The organism is Emticicia sp. TH156 (genome assembly GCF_002855535.1).
GTDB classification, from domain to species: Bacteria; Bacteroidota; Bacteroidia; order Cytophagales; family Spirosomataceae; genus Emticicia; species Emticicia fluvialis.
This window is the reverse complement of the sequence record NZ_PKRS01000007.1, coordinates 147032-165270: the sequence shown is the minus strand read 5'-3', so window position 1 is coordinate 165270 and position 18239 is coordinate 147032. Positions and strand designations below refer to the sequence as shown.

General features: G+C 42.8%; 13 protein-coding genes. 7 read left to right on the top strand and 6 right to left on the bottom strand.

Translation table 11 applies throughout. The annotated features are described in order from the left end of the window. Nucleotides 1–60: 60 nt before the first annotated feature. From C0V77_RS14350 to C0V77_RS14340, 3 genes are read right to left on the bottom strand one after another with little or no spacing between them, the layout of a single operon-like run. Complete coding sequence (locus C0V77_RS14350) at nucleotides 61–534, bottom strand: hypothetical protein (RefSeq protein ID WP_101727030.1); 474 nt, start codon at nucleotides 532–534, stop codon at nucleotides 61–63. A 45-nt stretch (nucleotides 535–579) separates the two neighbouring features. Beyond that, nucleotides 580–2049: a SusD/RagB family nutrient-binding outer membrane lipoprotein gene (locus tag C0V77_RS14345; RefSeq protein ID WP_101727029.1), complete on the bottom strand. Its 1470-nt coding sequence runs from the start codon at nucleotides 2047–2049 to the stop codon at nucleotides 580–582. Between the two features lie 41 nt (nucleotides 2050–2090). Further along, nucleotides 2091–5261: a SusC/RagA family TonB-linked outer membrane protein gene (locus C0V77_RS14340; RefSeq protein WP_101727028.1), complete on the bottom strand. Its 3171-nt coding sequence runs from the start codon at nucleotides 5259–5261 to the stop codon at nucleotides 2091–2093. A 969-nt stretch (nucleotides 5262–6230) separates the two neighbouring features. On the opposite strand from C0V77_RS14340, the gene C0V77_RS14335 reads away from it, so the two are divergent. Beyond that, nucleotides 6231–7424, top strand: a complete 1194-nt coding sequence (locus tag C0V77_RS14335; RefSeq protein WP_101727027.1) for a histidinol-phosphate transaminase — start codon at nucleotides 6231–6233, stop codon at nucleotides 7422–7424. Between the two features lie 100 nt (nucleotides 7425–7524). After that, a complete protein-coding gene (locus C0V77_RS14330; RefSeq protein WP_101727026.1) occupies nucleotides 7525–8649 on the top strand; it encodes a hypothetical protein in 1125 nt (374 codons plus the stop codon). A 54-nt stretch (nucleotides 8650–8703) separates the two neighbouring features. On the opposite strand, the gene C0V77_RS14325 is transcribed toward C0V77_RS14330, so the two are convergent. Together C0V77_RS14325 and C0V77_RS14320 are read right to left on the bottom strand one after the other, a co-directional pair. Further along, nucleotides 8704–9849: a methionine aminotransferase gene (locus tag C0V77_RS14325; protein WP_101727025.1), complete on the bottom strand. Its 1146-nt coding sequence runs from the start codon at nucleotides 9847–9849 to the stop codon at nucleotides 8704–8706. Nucleotides 9850–9892: 43 nt separating this feature from the next. Then, nucleotides 9893–10720, bottom strand: a complete 828-nt coding sequence (locus C0V77_RS14320; protein WP_143706100.1) for a helix-turn-helix transcriptional regulator — start codon at nucleotides 10718–10720, stop codon at nucleotides 9893–9895. Nucleotides 10721–10907: 187 nt separating this feature from the next. On the opposite strand from C0V77_RS14320, the gene C0V77_RS14315 reads away from it, so the two are divergent. Continuing rightward, nucleotides 10908–12323, top strand: coding sequence for an aldehyde dehydrogenase family protein (locus C0V77_RS14315; RefSeq protein WP_101727023.1), 1416 nt, complete (start codon nucleotides 10908–10910; stop codon nucleotides 12321–12323). A gap of 11 nt (nucleotides 12324–12334) precedes the next feature. Continuing rightward, entirely contained in the window at nucleotides 12335–13441 is a 1107-nt protein-coding gene (locus C0V77_RS14310; protein ID WP_216824440.1) for an MBL fold metallo-hydrolase, read from the top strand. Between the two features lie 152 nt (nucleotides 13442–13593). Here the strand turns inward: C0V77_RS14310 and C0V77_RS14305 are convergent, their stop codons facing one another. Beyond that, nucleotides 13594–15198, bottom strand: a complete 1605-nt coding sequence (locus C0V77_RS14305) for an acyl-CoA carboxylase subunit beta (protein ID WP_101727022.1) — start codon at nucleotides 15196–15198, stop codon at nucleotides 13594–13596. A gap of 142 nt (nucleotides 15199–15340) precedes the next feature. Here C0V77_RS14305 and C0V77_RS14300 point away from each other — a divergent pair, with 142 nt between their 5' ends. The 3 genes from C0V77_RS14300 to C0V77_RS14290 are packed head-to-tail and all read left to right on the top strand — an operon-like array spanning nucleotide 15341 to nucleotide 18149. Further along, entirely contained in the window at nucleotides 15341–16489 is a 1149-nt protein-coding gene (locus C0V77_RS14300) for an acyl-CoA dehydrogenase family protein (protein ID WP_101727021.1), read from the top strand. Nucleotides 16490–16494: 5 nt separating this feature from the next. Beyond that, on the top strand, nucleotides 16495–17325 hold the full coding sequence (locus C0V77_RS14295) for a hydroxymethylglutaryl-CoA lyase (protein ID WP_101727020.1): 831 nt from the start codon (nucleotides 16495–16497) through the stop codon (nucleotides 17323–17325). After that, nucleotides 17325–18149 carry an enoyl-CoA hydratase/isomerase family protein gene (locus tag C0V77_RS14290; RefSeq protein WP_101727019.1) on the top strand — a complete coding sequence of 275 codons (825 nt, stop codon included), beginning with the start codon at nucleotides 17325–17327 and terminating at the stop codon, nucleotides 18147–18149. Before C0V77_RS14295 ends, C0V77_RS14290 begins: the two co-directional genes overlap by 1 nt. The last annotated feature ends 90 nt before the right edge of the window (nucleotides 18150–18239 follow it).

The following is an 18239-nucleotide window of genomic DNA, read 5'->3' as shown; positions in this document are numbered from 1 at the left end:
AAAAAACTCATCTCTAAAGTCTGAGATGAGTTTATACATTATCTATTCAACCTATGATTATTAATTTGATCCCTGTATGCGGGTATATTTTGTAAAGGCTACATCTTTATAAGTACCCGACCAGCTCAGCAATACAGTTGTGCCTGCTTTTGGGCTGGCTACGCCCAAATCTGCCCATTTTTTTGTTAATGTGGCCTTTCCGTCATTTCCGGTGGTTAGTTCACCTATTTTAGTTCCGCTACGAAGCGACAAAGTTACTTTCAACGATTTTACTGCAATTGAATCGATTCCCTTGGTGTGGTCAAGGATATTGGTTTTGTCTAGTTCCAACAGCTTTATATTAAAAGTAACATCTTTTGATATTTTGGTTGATACTGTCGGGTCGGTTGTAGTGCCGTTAGATGGCAAGCCGTTGTCGTCAATAACCAGAAACAACAATGGAGATACAACCCGGTCAACAAACGGGTCTTGCTTTTCACAACCTGAAAGCAGTATTATGGCACTCAGAAATAGTATATATGCGGTCTTTTTCATTTTTATAATGTTTAGTGTAAATATTAAGTCTGCCCGGGCCGGGTGTTATTTTTCTGCCCACCACAATTTGGTTCGCATGTTGTCGGCTCCGCCATTAAGTGAAACACCTTTATCAAGGCTCACTTTATTGAGCGAATACTCAGTAGTCGGATACGGCAAACGGGTTGGTAAAACTCCCTCGTTTTCAAAAACGGCTCTGGGGTCTTTGGCAGGTAAAACCGGGTAACCGGTACGGCGGTATTCTGTCCAGGCCTCAACGGCGTTTCCAAATAAGGCAATCCATTTCTGGTCAAGTATTTTTTCTTTGGTAGCGGTGCCTACTGTGGCGTAATATCCCGACGGAAGCGCTACTTTGTACTGGTCAAAAGATGCCTTGATTCCTGCCTGCATATAGGCATTAGCATCACCGCTGATGTCGCCATCAATGGCTGCTTCTGCCAGTATTAACTGTAATTCGCTGTATGTCATAATCATACTCGGTGTGGTGGCCTGTGTAAAAAAGCTGCCCAGAGTTGAGGCCGAACTCAGATAAGTGGTGGCTATGGCATCTGGCAAGCCATTGGGTATGCCTTCATATTTACCTGCCGAATTTAAATTAGCAAAAACAGAAAGGCGGGTGTCGCCAAGACCAGTCAGCTTGTCAACAAATGTTTTGCTCATGCTCCAGTCGGTTCGGCTACCCATTACCATTACCTCGTGCCACTCATTATTGCTGGGTCTTACGGCAGTGTTTTTCAACATGGCGTTGTCGTCATTGCTGGTAAAAACAGGATACTTGGTGGCGTCACCCAGAATCTCGGCCATTATGGCTTTTGATTCGGCCGATTTCTTAGCTGCCTGCCGGTTGGCCAGGCGAAGCCTTAATGAATTGGCAAATTTTTTCCATTTCAGAATATTGCCTTCATACAATATATCACCCGAAATGGCCGGTCCGCCTACTACCAGTTTTTCATTGGCAGTTTTCAAATCGTTCAGCAGGCCTGCATATACTTTGTCCATAGAGTCATATTCAGGCGTATAAACCGGCGTTCCATCAGTGCCCTTTAATGCCTGAGAGTAGGGAATGGCCCCGTAAAGGTCTGTAAGAACCGAGAATACCCAGCTTCTCATAACCAAAGCTGCACCTTCATAATTGGTGTTAGGTGTTTTGCTATCCGGGCCTGCTTGTTTAATGATACTCTGAAAATTTACCAGACCATCATTAAAAAACGATTTCCAGGTATTATTGTAGAAAGTTGGCGTAATGCCGTAGTTATCGCCTTCGTTAGAGTATATATTTCGAGCCAGATACTGAATCCACAGCATAGAACCATCCAGGTTAAGACGTTCGAAACGCGCATTGCCGCCCCAGTAGCGGTCAACAGAACGCTCAATGGCATAAGGCAATAAATATTGCGGGCTGATGCTCGTCGGGTTGTTAGGGTCGGTATTCATTTTGTCGAACTCATCGGTGCAGGAGTTCAGAGACAGGCTCAGTGATACCAGTAATGAAGTTATAATTTTATATGATTTCATAATGTTTCAAGGTTTTTAATGAAAAACTGTATCCTCGGTTATCAAAAGCCCAACGAAAGGTTAAAGCCAAGGCTTCTTGATGAGGGTAATTCGCCATAAGCAAACCCTTGCGAGTTGCCTCCGAAGCGGTCGACCTCGGGGTCTATATGAGGAGAGTTTTTGAATAATATGGCCAGATTCCTGCCAACTAATGATAGTTTGGCATTTTGGATTCTGGCTTTTTTCAGAATGGATTCAGGCAGCCTGATACCGATTGATACTTCACGAAGTTTAATATAGCTACCGTCAAAAATAGCGGCCTCGTGGTATCTTCTTGGGTTATTGTAGCCATATAACTGATTAGCAGCTACTATCACATCATTAGGCACGTACTGCGGGCTTTCGGCAGAGCCGATGTTTTTCACCCCTTTACCAATGATACCTTCTTCACGGCCAATGCCGGTTTCGGCATACTGGCCTGTCCAACGGGCTGTTCCGGTACCTTCATCAAAGAAATCGCCGCCTTTTTTAACATCAATCAAGAATGAAAGGCTCAGGCGTTTGTAAGAAAAATTATTGGTGATACCACCAGTAAAATCAGGCTGAATATTGCCTAAAACCCTTGGGGTGGTTTCAACAACCGGCAGGCCATCAACATATACAATTTGTCCGTCCGGGGCATGTTTAAAACCAATACCATACAATGACCCATAAGGCTGGCCTACCTGTGCAATAGAGATCAGGCCTCTTCTTTCCTGTAAGGTGTAAGTAGTAAGGCCTTCGGCCAGTTCAACCACCAGGTTTCTGTTTCTGGCAAAGTTTACGGCTACATCCCACTTAAAGCCGTTTCTTGTTTCAAATGGTGTACCCGACAAGGTGATTTCAATACCTTTATTATTGATTCGGCCGGCATTCAATATGCGTTTGTCGTATCCACTGGCTTTTGAAATCTCCACACCAAGAATCTGGTTTTTGGTGTCCTGGTCATAGTAGGTCAGGTCCAGACCAACTTTGTTTTTAAAGAATCGTAAATCAAGACCCAGTTCAATTCCGGTAGTAATTTCGGGCTTAAGAGTTGAGTTTGAAATGGTAAGGTTTTCATAGTACTCCGGAATTGAACCATTCCATGAGCCACTGGCACGGAATGTCTGGGCTAACTGGTAAGGGTCGGCATCGTTACCAACCTGTGCCCAGCTGGCTCGTACTTTACCGAACGATAGTATTGTTTTAGGAATACTAACGAGGTCGGTGATGACAGCACTGGCTGATAGTGAAGGATAAAAATAAGAACGGGCATTGGCAGGCAAGGTGCTTGACCAGTCGTTTCTGGCTGTTACGTCCAGAAACAGGGCATTGAGATAGCCAAACTGTGCCGAACCATATAAACTTTGTACATTGGTTTTTTCAATGCGGCTTGCTACTGAGTTCTGGCTGGGGTTTGAATTAGACAGGTTATAAACGCCGTCAACTACCAGCTCGCCTACGTTTGTAAAGTTGCGTTTGTAATAATTGCGTCTTACAGCGCCCCCGGCCTGTGCAACGAGCGTAAAGTTTTTGCCAAAGCCTTTGTCGAAAGTAAACAGGAAGTCATGGTTGGTTTCCTGACGGCGAAGTACTTCTTCAGAGAACGTACCAGGTGTACGGTTACCATTACGCACACGCTCAAAGTTAGCAATGTTGATGCGTGTATCAGTCCAGAAGTCAGTGCCGCTTCTGAGCATCAGTTTCAGAAAAGGCAGTAGCTTGGCATTGATAGTAATGTTGCCCAATAGACGGTCTTTGTCGTTTCTGTTTGGCAGAAACTCATTGGTGTAGAAAGGGTTCGTAAAATAAGTGTGCTGCCAGTTTGGCGGGTCGGTGTCTGGTAACTTACCGGCTACTGCTCTCTGAATGTGTACGCCGGTGTAATCACGGTAATTGGCAAGCTGGTCCCATGAAACGTGCCTGTGCGACCAGATGAAGGTGTCGCCATTCTGATAAGTGCGGTTGCCACCAGACTTGATGTATTCGCCGGAAACGGCAGCAGATAAAAATTTATTCAGATTATAGCTGGAATTCAGCTTTACGTTGGTTCTTTCAAAATCATTTTTGTAGGCAAGGCCCTTCTGGTCTAGTCTGTCAAAGGCTAATCTGAAATTTCCTTTATCATTTGCACCTGTTAATGCCAGGTGGTTGGTAAATGACGTGCCGGTTTCCCAGAATTCGTTCCAGTTATTAGGCTGCGGTGTAAGTGGAGCCACATCTTTACCTGTAAACCACTGGCGCACCAGGCGGCCATCCATTGGCGCTCCCCAGCTTTCGTCTGTTCCGTCGGTTCCGGTTGTTCTGCCGGGTGTTACCGTGCCATAGGCTGCCTTGTATTGGTCATAGGCATCGGGCTGTATCGTGCCGCTCCATCCGTCTGAATACCACGTTACATAACCATTACCACCGCCATAAGTATTCTGGAAATCAGGTTTTACCAGTGGGCGTTCGGCAGTAAAGTTGGCGTTATATTCAATACCCAGGCCTTTTGAGCCTGCGCCGTCTTTTGAGGTAATCAGGATAACACCATTGGCCGCCCTTGAACCATATAGCGCTGCTGCGTTAGGGCCTTTAAGAACCGAAATTTCTTTTATGTTGTCGGGGTTTATTTCTGATATACCACCGCCGAATTGTTTGTCGTATTGTTGTTGCAGTGGTACACCGTCAAGCACAATTAAAGGTTGGTTATTGCCTGATACTGAAGATGAACCACGTATCTGAATGGTTGAGCCGCTACCGGGTCCGCCATTACTGCTGATGCGTACCCCGGCTATACGGCCGGATAATGAGTTAACCACGTTGGTTGAGCGGGCCTCAACCAGGTTGTCTCCTTTTACTTCCTGCTGCGAAAACCCTAATGATTTTTTCTCTCTTGATATCCCCAGCGCGGTTACTACTACCTCGTTCAACGCTCTTGAATCTGCGGCCAGTGAAATATTATATATAGTTCTGTTATCAATTCTTTCTTCTACCGTAGCAAACCCAATAGCACTGATAACCAGAATACCGCCTGAAGCCGGTACTTTAATTGAGAATTTCCCGCTGGCATCAGTTAATGTACCTATGGCTGTTCCTTTCAATGCGATAGAAACCCCAGGGAGCACACCTTCTTCAGCAGAACTTACTACGCCTGAAAGTACCTTGTCTTGTGCCAGGATACACAGGGGCAATAGTAGCATAACTATAAGGTAGTATAAGTGTTTTTTCATAAGTGTAAGGTGTAAGTAAAGGATTAATCGAAACGATAGGTGAGTGCTTTCTACGAAGCTTTCCGACTCAATCAGTTGCCAGAATTCCGACCGCTCAGCTTCAGGCAGTGATTGAAGTCGGGAGCCACGTCAGCAAGAGAGGTGCAAGCCTGTCTCTTCTTAATCTTTAAGGTTTAGTAAGTTTAGTTTTTGTTCAAAAAAGGCAAATTCAAGCCCAAAGCATGCCAGTGCAGGCAAACCCAAAGGTAAATGCTATATAAAATTGAGCTTAACTGAATAGGTGTCTGATATTCAGTAATTGCCGATAGCCGTTAAATGGCAAGACTATCAGCCCCGCAACTTCACTTAAAAGAAGTTTCAAATTGTTTTAGGGTTCAGATACTCGGCTTATGCGGTCGGAAGTGAGTTTCTGATGAAGTTTATTGTACTTTTCTAATAATTTCTAATGCAATAGTATATGTTATAAAAAATACTTGCAAATTATTTTAACAAAATTTTAATACTATACTTAAAATAGTTTAAATCTTTAAATATTTACTTGAATATGTACAATAATGTAGAATATTATGTTGATAATTGGTTAATTTGTAGAATATATTAGAAGTCTAAATTTTTACGTTAAAACATAAAATATATATAAATTATATATAAAATAGGTTTAAAAAATAATCTATAAATTAAATAAAAATAAATTTTAGTAAAAAACAAGTTAAAAAATACATATAATAAATATTGACAAATATTTGTATTATAGTTACTTTTGCCTGTGTTGTTACTTTTCTATAATTTCTAAGAAGCACATTAAAGTACTTCAGCAATGCTTTAATGTTTCAGCAAGCCAATTTCTTCTGAATTTATCAATTCAGCCATTTAAAACAACTGTCTGTTTTAGATAAAGTACACTAAATCTTATTTTATACTATCAGATTACAAAAAGCTAACAAATTTCACTTTTTAACATTGAAGAAAATGAATCAGAACATTGACAGACGTAACCTATTGAAATCAGGCTTGATGACCCTTGGTGGAATGGTAATTGCCCCGCAACTAAGTATGGGTGCATTTCCGAACACTCCTGTAATGTTAGATAATAAAAACAGACTATACTATACCCCTTTAATGCGCGAACACTTCATCAGTAATCCGCCTGATGTTACGCAGTTAAAGGCTCGCCTCAATGCCAATGAAAACCCATACGGGCCACCCGCCAGTGCAAAGCAGGCAGTGGTAGACTCGGTATCATTAGGTAACAGATATGCCTGGAAAGAACTGAGCGACCTGGTTGGCAAAATTGTTAAAAAAGAAGGGCCGGGTGTAACGCCGAATCATATTATGATGGGGCCGGGTTCGTCTGATTTGTTAGAGAAAGTAGCGATTGTGCAGTTTATGCATGGCGGAAACATAGTTTCAGCAGACCCTTGTTATATGTCTTTGGTGAGCGTTGCCAAGTCGGTAGGGGCAAAGTGGAAAGCCGTGCCTTGCAAAGCCGACTGGTCGCATGACCTGCCTGCCATGGAAGCTGCCATTGATGCCGATACCAAGCTGGTTTATATCTGCAACCCTAATAACCCTACAGGCAGTATTACATCTGGTAAAGAGCTGCTTGATTTCTGCTCAAGAGTTTCTGAGAAAGTTCCTGTTTTTATAGATGAAGCTTATCTGGAACTGGCCGAAGGCTCCGAAACGCAAAGTATGGTTTCTTTACTGGCGCAAAACAAAAATGTTATTATTGCCCGTACGTTTTCTAAAATTATGGGCATGGCCGGTTTGCGTGTAGGTTACATTGCCGCGCTGCCGTCTTTCCTGAATAAGATTCAGAACATAACCAGGGGCGGTATGGGTATTTCTTACACTTCGGTATTGGCTGCTTCGGCTAGTATTGAAGATATGGAGTTTCAGGCAACTACCAAAAAGTTGAACTCAGAGGCTAAGGCGTATCTGTATGCCAACCTTGATAAAATGAACTACAAATATATACCGTCTTATACGAACTTTGTGATATTCCCGATTGCGATGGATGGCCGTGATTTCCTTGCCAAAATGTACTCAAAAGGTGTAGGCATCCGTACGTTCGACATCCAGAAGAAAACCTGGTGCCGTGTAAGTATCGGCACAATGGACGAAATGAAGCTCTTTGTAAAAGCACTTGGAGAGCTTAGCTAATTTAAGAGACATACAAAATTATTCACTGATGCCCGGGTAGGAGTTTCTTACTCTTGCCGGGGCATTGCAGGAATGTATTTTCCTAAATCTACAATTTCTCATGGCAGTAGCACTTCAAAAAACTTGTATACTCATACTACTTATTGTGATTGGTTTGGGGTTAAGGTCGAAAATCAGGAATAAAACCGAACTGAATGGCATTAAAGAAATGATATTGTCGGTGGCGCTTCCTTCTACGGTTTTTGTGGCTTTAATGGGCGTAAAGATTGATTCTACACTTATTGTATATCCACTCATAACATTGGCATTTAATTTCTTTATTTACTTGTCGATGCCATATATTCTGGCTTTGTTTAAGATAGAAACTGACAGTTCAGCAGGCCGTACGCTTACCATGCTGATGCCGTCACTGGCGCCTGGTTTATCAAGCTTCCCTTTTATTCACGAGTTTCTTGGCAAAGAAGCACTCGCCAAAGCAGCAATGGCCGACGTAGGCAATAAATTTTTTGCGCTTAATTTTCTATACTTTGTAGCCATGAATCTGTACCTGAAAAACAACAAGGCACATGAAGTGAGAGAAGAAGGGAAGGTGAAAAGCCTTTTGTTAAGCCTGGTAAAAGAGCCTATAAATATAGTTATGTTACTGGCCATTGCATTTTTAAGCTTTGGTATCAGTTTTGAAGACCTTCCGCCTGTTATATCTGAGATATTCAACCGTACCAGTATGCTCATGACCCCTATGATACTTATATACATTGGTCTGGCAGTTCAGCTGAAAGAAGGTAAAATCAGATTGGTTAGTTCGGTTTTGCTATTCAGGGCGGGTATTACCATTTTGTTTAGCGTGCTTATAATTACCATTTTTGGTATTTCTTCGCCTGCCATGGTTTTGCTGGCGGTGGTTGTACCGTTGAGTTCGTGTAGTTTCTGGCCTTTTGCGCACATGTCGGCGGTTGCTCTTAAAGAAGAAAACAATCATGTTCCGAAAGAGAAGCGCACTTTTAACATTGAATTTGCAGTATTGGTACTGGCTTTTTCTTTACCTTTTTCAACCATTCTGGTGATGGGTATTCTTACAGCCGGAACCTTCTTTGCACATACCGAAACCTTGTTATTTACAGGCTTTGGCTTAATAGTTTGCAGCTTTATGCCAAAGTACCTTGCCCGGAGTATCAAGGCCGTAATCAGGTTTTCGAAACCGGAAGTAGAAAAAGTTAAAGCCTGAATTTTTTCGGGGTTTAAGTGGCGATGGGAAGCACGCAAGTGCTTCCTGTCTTTTTTATAATCTGCAAAGCCTTTCTGCTGCTTTTTCTAACATTTCATCATCTTTTGCAAAACAGAACCTAAGTATTTTGTTATCGTAACGGTTATGGTAAAACACCGAAACCGGTATTGACGCCACTCCGATTTCTTTTGTCCACCTTACGGCCAGGTCATAATCCGGTTCGTCGGTAATGGCTGTGTAAGATAGCATCTGAAAGAAACTGCCTTCGGCGGGTTTCCAGGTAAATTTTGAGCCTTTCAGCCAATGAATGAATTTATCGCGTTTTTCTTCATAGAAAGCACGTACCGACAGATAATTGTCAGGGTCTTTCATAAAATCAGCAAAGGCATATTGCATAGGTGTGGGCGATGCAAAAGTTATCCATTGGTGGGTTTTCCTGAACTCGGCCGTTAATGCTTTTGGCGCCATGCAGTAGCCGAGTTTCCAGCCTGTTGTATGAAAAGTTTTACCGAACGAACCACATAAAAACGTACGCTCTTTAAGTGCAGGGTGCATGGCCGGCGACAAATGCTGTCTGCTATCAAAAATGATATGTTCGTAAACTTCATCAGACATTATAAAAATATCTGTGCCTTTCACTAAATCTGCCAGCTGGTTCAGGTCTTCGAGGGTTAAGCACTTGCCTGTTGGGTTATGCGGTGTGGTCAGCATAATGGCTCTGGTTCGCTCGGTAATTTTGGTTTTTACTTCGGCCCAGTCAATGGCAAAGTCGTTGGCCGCTGTTAGTGTTACATAAACTGCCTTACCGCCATTTAACTCAATAGCCGGTACGTAACTGTCGTAGGCCGGTTCAAAAACGATTACTTCATCGCCCAGATTCACAATGGCTGCCATGGTCGCATAAATGGCTTCCGTACAGCCAGAAACAATGGTAATTTCATCGTTCGGGTTATACTGCAGATTATATAAATCGGCGGTTTTTTGCGCCAGTATTTCCCGCAATGGCATTATGCCTGCCATAGGGGCATATTGGTTCATGCCTTTTTGCATGTAATGGTTTACCAACTCAATCAGCTTCGGAGAACAATTGTAGTTCGGAAAGCCCTGCGAAAGATTCAATGCCCCGGTTTCAGCGGCCAGTTGAGACATGACCGTAAAAATAGTGGTACCCACTTGGGGTTGTTTAGAATTAATTGTCATGAGTGGTACAAATCTGCGAGCAATGGTAATTAGGCGTTCAGGATTATTTTTTTAGTCTTTCCAGTTCAAATTTCAGTTCATCAACCAGATTGTTCACTTTGTCGAAACTGATACTTGGTTCAGGCAGAACCTGGCTTACAAAGGCTTTTATTTCCCAGGTTTCAATCACATCATTCATAGAGATTTCTGTGCTTGGGAAACGCTGATTATCTGAGCTTAATAACAATGTGCCTTTAATTTTTACCTGATTATACACGCGCCGGTAGATTATTCCGTGAGCTTTTGTAACAAGCACATAATTTTTGCCATCGGCTATATCGTACCAGTTTTTTACCAGCGAGCCTATCAGTAAGGCACCCTCAAAGGCAAAATCTTCGGTGGCTTCAAACGCGCGGTATTCACCAAAAGGTAAAGTTGGCAGTTGGAAATCAGTAAGGGTTTTTAGAAAACTGACGTCTTTACTACGCACAAGGTACTCGTTAAACTGAAAACGGCGTATAAGTTGTATATTATTGCCGCTTCGTTTGGGCTCTGAAGCATTGAATGCATTACTTTGTGATGGGGTGCCGGGTTTCAGTTCGGTGTTTCCAGACTGGAAATCGAACAGGTTCTGTGGGCCTTGTTTGGTATCAATGCCAATTGGCGTTAGGTTGGTATCACTCACATTTCTCAGGTCTTTCTGCACAAAATCGTCAACGCTAATGCCAAAAAGACCGGCGATGGTTTTCAGGGTATCAACAGGCGGGGTGGCTCTTTCCTCTTCATAAGCCCCAACATTGGCTCTTTTGGTGCCTATTCGCTGTGCAAACTGCTCTTGTGTCAATCCGTTCAGGCGCCTCAGGTATTTCAGGTTATTACTAATTAAAGACATCTGGCCTTGCTCAATTGTGTAAAAAACAAAACGGCCACCTGGTTGTGGCTGGTAATTTGTGTTCAATTACCTGCCGAATATCTAAAAATTTTAGCAAATCACCAAATTGTTTTGTTTTTGAAAGTTTTTTGAACTTTTTAAGATATTTTTTTCAATTTTGTTCGTGTACAATAAACTCAACAACCTTATGACCCAACCGCTTATGGCCACAGAAACAGAAATATCGGCTTTGTTTCAGGCGCAAAAGAAAAACCTTGCCGGTATAGCAGCAACCACTGCCAAAGAACGAATGGTGAAGATAAGAAAAGTAATGGACTGGATGTTGGCCAACCAGGAGCGCATTGCTGAGGCTTTAAGTGCTGACTACGGCAAGCATAGGGTTGAGGTGAAGATCAGCGAGGTAATGCCGGTTATAAGCGAAGGAAAGCACATTATTAAACATCTGGCTCAATGGATGAGGCCCGAAAGTGTTGAAACACCGCTAAAGATGCTGGGCACTACCAGTAAAATTGTACATGAGCCTAAAGGTAACTGCCTGATTGTGAGCCCCTGGAATTACCCGTTTAACCTGACACTAAAACCTTTGCTGCAGGCAATTGCAGCTGGTAATGCGGTTATCATTAAGCCATCAGAGCTTGTGCCTGAATCTTCAAAGCTGATAGCTGAAATGATTAAAACCTTATTTCTGGCCGATGAAATAACGGTAGTAGAAGGCGATGCCACAGTGGCAACCGTGTTGCTAAGTATGCCTTTTAACCATATATTTTTTACAGGCAGCCCTGCTATTGGTAAGGTAGTTATGCAGGCAGCTGCCAGGCACCTGGCATCAGTTACGCTTGAACTGGGGGGCAAGTCGCCTACCATTATTGATGAAACAGCCGATATAAAAAAGGCAGCCCAGACCATAACAGCAGAGAAATTTCTGAACAATGGCCAAACCTGCATTGCGCCCGATTATATTCTGATACACAAGTCGCAAACTGCCAGGTTTATAGAAGAGGCAGATAAATACATAAAAAAAATGTATGGTGATGACGTGGCAAAATCGGTTGATTATTGCAGAATTGTAAATGCCAGACATTTTAGCCGTATAAAAAGTTTGATTGATGATGCCGTTTCCAAAGGTGCCATAATTGCCGTTGGTGGAAATTCTATAGCTGCCGAGAACTATATTGAGCCAACACTGGTTAGCAACGTAAACCCTGCCATGGAGGTGATGCAGCAGGAGATTTTTGGCCCTGTGCTACCCATACTTGAGTTTGAGTCGCACGAGGAAGCGGTCAGGTACATAAATGCAGGAGAAAAACCGTTGGCTTTGTATATATTCAGTAAAAAGCGCGCCAATATTGATTATTTTCAGAATAATACGTCATCAGGCGCTGTTGTTATCAATGAAACCACCATTCATTATTTACAGAACAACCTGCCGTTTGGCGGGGTAAATAATTCAGGCATCGGGAAGTCATCCGGCAAATATGGTTTCGAGGAATTTTCTAATAAAAAAGCGGTGGTTGAAAACAAATTTTCAACTTTCGGTATGTTTCATCCTCCATATACCAGCCGGATAGAAAAGATGATTGATATGGTGATTAAGTGGCTTTAAAAACCCATTATATGAAATTTTCACGAAGGGCATTCATTGCTCTGTCTGCCTTTATAACCGTGTCGGCAACTGGTTCAATTCTATTTATGCGTCAGAAATTTTTCGGGAAAAACCCCTTTGGCCTAAGGCTCAAAAGAATCCTACGTTCGCCTCATTACAAGAATGATTCGTTTCAGAATCTTTCACCTACCGACGTAATGCGTAAAGAGGCATCTTACCTTAAGATGCTTCAGTATACTTTTAGCAGGCCAAAAGATACCAAACCCTCTGTGGTTATTCCATCGGTTAAAACAGATTTGATAAGCCTGAAAGCAGATTCGCCCACGATTGTTTGGTTTGGTCATTCATCTTATTTCATTAAATCTAAAGATATAACCATTCTGATTGATCCGGTTTTCAGTGGTGCGGCTTCTCCGGTAGGTGGCTTTGTAAAATCCTTTGATGGTACTGACGCTTATAAAGTGGCTGAGTTTCCTGCAATTGACATGATGTTTTTGTCGCATGACCACTACGACCATCTGGATTACAAGACCATTCTTGAATTTATACCCAAAGTGAAAAAATTCTATGTTTCGTTGGGGGTGGGTTCTCATCTTGAGTACTGGGGAGTTGACCCCACAAAAATTGTGGAGCTTGACTGGTGGGATAAACACCAGGTTGCCGGAGATATAGAAATTATTGCTGCCCCTGCCAGACATTTTTCAGGCCGTAGCCTTACCAGAGGCAAAACGCTGTGGTCGGCCTTTGTTGTAAATATGCATGGCTACCGTCTGTTTTTAGGTGGAGACTCTGGCTACGACACCCATTTTAAAGAAATAGGAGATAAATATGGCCCTTTTGATATTGCCATGATTGAAAACGGGCAATATGGTGAAGACTGGCCTTATATACACATGTTTCCGGAGCAAACGGCGCAGGCAGCAATTGACCTGAACGCCAGGCTGTTGTTGCCCGTGCATTGGGCAAAGTTTGTTCTGGCTAACCACCCCTGGTATGAACCCATTGAGCGATTACTGCCGGCTGCCCGAAAGCTAAACCTGCCTGTAACTACCCCTATGATAGGCGAACCGACAGTTTTAGGTGAAAAGTATCCTGAAAAGGCATGGTGGCGCGTGTGATGCGCTTTGTGAACACCTCTAAGTCTTATTTAGTATTTTTGGGGTGCCATAATCAGCCGTCAATTTTTCTGCCTGTCTATAAAAAACAGCCACCCCGCCTTCATTACAGGAGGGGTGGCTAAAACACAAAAATTATATGGTTAAACCAGGCTTCAGGTTTGTATTACGCCAACATTGTATCGCCTGGTAATAGGGGCATGGTTGGCTGCTTCAATACCTGCTGATATAATTTTACGGGTTTCCAGCGGGTCAATTACGCCATCTACCCATAGGTTTGCTGCGGCATAATAAGGGCTAAGCTGAGAGTTATATCTGTCGGTAATGGTATTCAGTAACTCCTGTTCTTTCTCGGTTGTAATGTCAATTCCCTTAGCTTTTAATGTAGCCTGTTGAATCTGCAATAGTGTTTTGGCAGCAGATGCACCGCTCATGACAGCCATCTGGCCGGTTACCCATGAGTAAATCAGGCGGGGGTCATAGGCCTTGCCACACATGGCATAATTACCTGCTCCGTAAGAATTACCCACAATAAACGTAAACTTTGGCACCACTGAGTTGGCCATGGCGTTCACCATTTTGGCGCCGTCTTTAATAATACCGCCATGTTCTGAGCGGCTACCTACCATAAAGCCGGTTACATCCTGCAAAAAAACAAGTGGTATTTTCTGCTGATTACAGTTCATAATAAACCGGGCGGCTTTATCGGCGCTGTCGGAGTAAATAACCCCGCCCATCTGCATTTCGCCTTTTTTTGATTTCACAATTTTGCGCTGATTAGCCACAATGCCTACAGCCCAGCCATCAATTCTTGCCAGCCCGCATAACAGCGTTTGCCCGTAGCCTTTTTTGTATTGGTCAAATTCAGAGTTATCTACTATACGCTCAATAATCTCTACCATATCATAAGGCTTTGAACGGTCGGCAGGTAGAATCTGATAGATTTCTTTCGGGTCTTTTTTAGGCAAAACCGCTGCCTTTCTGTCGAAACCAGCCCTGGGGTTATGGCCCATTTTATCAAATATCTTTCTGATTTCATCCAGGCATGATTTGTCATCAGGAAATTTGTTGTCGGTAACACCTGAAATTTCAGAATGTGTACTTGCGCCGCCCAGTGTTTCATTATCGACGTCTTCGCCGATAGATGATTTAACCAGATAGGAGCCAGCCAGAAAAACCGAACCAGTGCCTTCAACAATCAGTGCGTAGTCTGACATAATGGGTAGATAAGCCCCGCCAGCTACACAACTACCCATAATGGCCGCTACCTGTGGGATACCCATTGATGACATTTGGGCATTGTTTCTGAATATCCGCCCGAAATGCTCTTTGTCAGGAAAAACCTCTGCCTGCATAGGTAAGTACACACCGGCCGAATCGACCAGATAAATAATGGGCAGCTGGTTTTCCATGGCAATTTCCTGCGCTCGCAGGTTTTTCTTAGCTGTTATCGGAAACCACGCACCGGCTTTCACCGTAGCATCGTTTGATACAATCACACACATTTTGCCGCTTACATAGCCAATGCCGCAAACTACACCACCATTCGGGCATCCACCGTCTTCTTCGTACATTCCATCGCCTGCAAATACCCCAAATTCTGTCAATTCTGTTTCTTTATCTATCAGGTATTCTATTCTTTCGCGGGCAGTCATTTTGCCTTTTGCCTTGTGCGACTCAATTTTTTTCAAACCACCACCCAGTTTTATTTGTTCTGTTTTCTGGTGCAATTCTTCTATCAATGTCTGTATATTTTGCATAATCGCTCATTCTTTTACGTTAGTAGAACAAAATATTAATATTTATTCTTAGTATTTAACAATTTATTTGCAAATATGTTAAATAGTTGTCAAAAAAATAATTAGTATTGCAACTAATTTATCAACAAACCTATATAAAGATATGACAGTTTTTGGAATTGATACAGACCAGCAGTTAGAAATGATCAGGCAAAGTGCTAAAGACTTTGCCGAAAACTATATACGACCACATGTAATGGAGTGGGACGAAGCACAGATTTTTCCAGCAGAACTGTTCCACAAAATGGGTGAATATGGCTTTATGGGTGTGCTGGTGCCTGAAAACTACGGAGGCTCAGGTCTTGGGTATCAGGAGTACATCAGCATAATTGATGAAGTAGCACAGGTTTGCGGCTCAATCGGGCTTTCATTAGCGGCGCATAACTCACTATGCACCAATCATATACTTACTTTCGGAAACGAAACACAGAAGCAGAAATACCTGCCTAAACTGGCAACCGGCCAATGGATTGGCGCATGGGGCCTTACTGAAACCGGAACAGGCTCTGATGCCGGAGGAATGGCCACTACGGCCATTGAAGATGGCGATTTTTTTGTGCTTAATGGCTCAAAAAACTTTATTACCCATGCCATTAGCTCTGAAGTAGCAGTGGTTATTGCCCGTACAGGAGAAAAAGGAGATTCGCACGGTATGACGGCGTTTATTATCGATAAAGGCACGCCCGGGTTTTCGGCTGGTAAGAAAGAAAACAAACTGGGCATGCGCGCCAGTGAAACCGCCTGTCTGTTTTTTGATAACTGCCGCGTGCCTAAAGACCATATCCTTGGAAAAGTAGGCGAAGGCTTTGTGCAGTCGCTTAAAATACTCGATGGAGGCCGTATTTCGATAGCCGCGTTATCATTAGGCATTGCCAAAGGTGCACTAAATGCGGCCTTAAAATATGCACAGCAAAGAGAACAATTCGGTAAGCCTATCGTCAGTTTTCAGGGTGTAAGTTTTAAACTTGCTGAAATGGCCACTAAAATTGAAGCCGCAGAACTACTGACCAGAAAAGCTGGTTTTCTTAAAGATAACCATCAAACGGTAACTAAGGTATCGGCCATGGCCAAGTTATTTGCCTCTGAAACCGCGGTAGAAGTAGCCAATGAAAGCGTTCAGATACATGGCGGTTATGGTTATACGAAGGACTATCCGGCTGAAAAATATTACCGCGATGCCAAACTTTGCACCATTGGTGAGGGTACATCTGAGATACAAAAGGTTGTGATAGCTAGAGAAATTACCAGATAAATACCATGAAAATAATAGAATGCCCACGCGACGCCATTCAGGGAATAAAGCACTTTATATCTACTGAAAAAAAAATTGAATACATTAACCAACTGCTTGCAAGCCGGTTGTTTGATACCATCGACTTCGGCAGTTTTGTATCGCCCAAGGCAATTCCACAAATGGCCGATACCAGCCAGGTTATTGCAGGCCTTGATACCCATGGATCCGATACCAAATTACTGGCTATTATTGCCAATGAGCGTGGTGCGCAAGAAGTGGCTCAATATGAGGCAATTACTTATCTGGGGTATCCGTTTTCGGTATCTGAGACATTTCAGTTGAGAAATACAAATGCCACCATTGCCGAGTCGCTTGAAAGGGTAAAGGCTATTCAGGAAATTTGTGCAAAAAACAATAAGCAGCTGGTAACTTATATATCAATGGGCTTTGGTAACCCTTATGGCGATGAATGGAATGCTGAAATTGTTTTGGAATGGATACAAAAACTGAAAACTCTGGGCTTAAAAATTTTCTCTCTCTCTGATACCGTCGGGGTGGCAAATCCTGAAACCATCAGCTATTTGTTCGGAAATTTGAATCTGCATTATCCGGAACTTGAATTCGGTGCGCATTTGCACACCACGCCTGAGGCCTGGAAAGAAAAAATTGAAAGCGCTTATGATGCCGGTTGCAGGAGATTCGACGGAGCTTTGCTTGGATATGGTGGGTGCCCGATGGCCGCAGATGAGCTGGTTGGGAATATGCCAACCGAAAATTTACTTAATTTCAAGTCGGAAACTGACTATAACTCAATCAATTCGCTTAAATTAGCTTTCCAAAACCTGATTAACTGATGTTTTTTTCAGATGCAGACGTGGCACGTTTTCCTGATATTGATTTGATGCTGATAAAGACAGAACAAAAAAATAATGTCTTTAGCATTACGCTTAACCGGCCGGAAAAACGGAATGCCTTTACCCCGACCATGGTGCACGAAATGGCCCTGGCAATTGCTTATGCCCAGGCAAATCATACCATCTGGTGCGTTCTATTGCAGGCTGAAGGACCTGTTTTTTGTGCGGGTATGGATTTGAATGTTTTTCAGAACCCCCGGCTGGATGTGGTAAATACACAATTACCGGCGTTGGCCAGGGAAGTTACGCTGGGCGATGTGTTTAGGTCTCTTTATAAACCAAGCATAGCCATAGTTAAAGGCGATGTGCTGGCAGGTGGATTTTTGATAACAGGTGGTTGCACATTTGTAATAGCCACACAAGAGGCAAACTTTAGTTTGCCTGAAGTAAAAAGAGGGGTTTTCCCGATGCAGGTAATGGCTTCTTTATTGAAAATCATGCCACCGCGAAAGGTACTTGAGCTGTCAATACTTGGCAGAAAGTACACGGCCAAAGAGGCGCTTGATTTAGGGATTGTTACGCAGGTATCAACTGCTGACAGCATTGATATGGATACTTGTGCATTGATTGAGACCATCCTGAGTGGGTCTCCTTATGCTATCAGAAAGGGAATAGAAGCTTATCATCAATTAGCCAATGTACCTGAAAATGAACAAAATCAATTTCTTTTGGGTTTGCTGAAAGAAATACGCGATTCGGCAGATGCACAGGAGGGAATACTTGCTTTTAAAGATAAAAGACCCCCTGTGTGGCAAAACAAGTGAAATGAACCCGATAAATTTCATAAATATTTTATAATAGCTAACAATTCGCGTCTTTCCTTTTTCCGCAAATTTGCAGTGCGGAAATTAAAT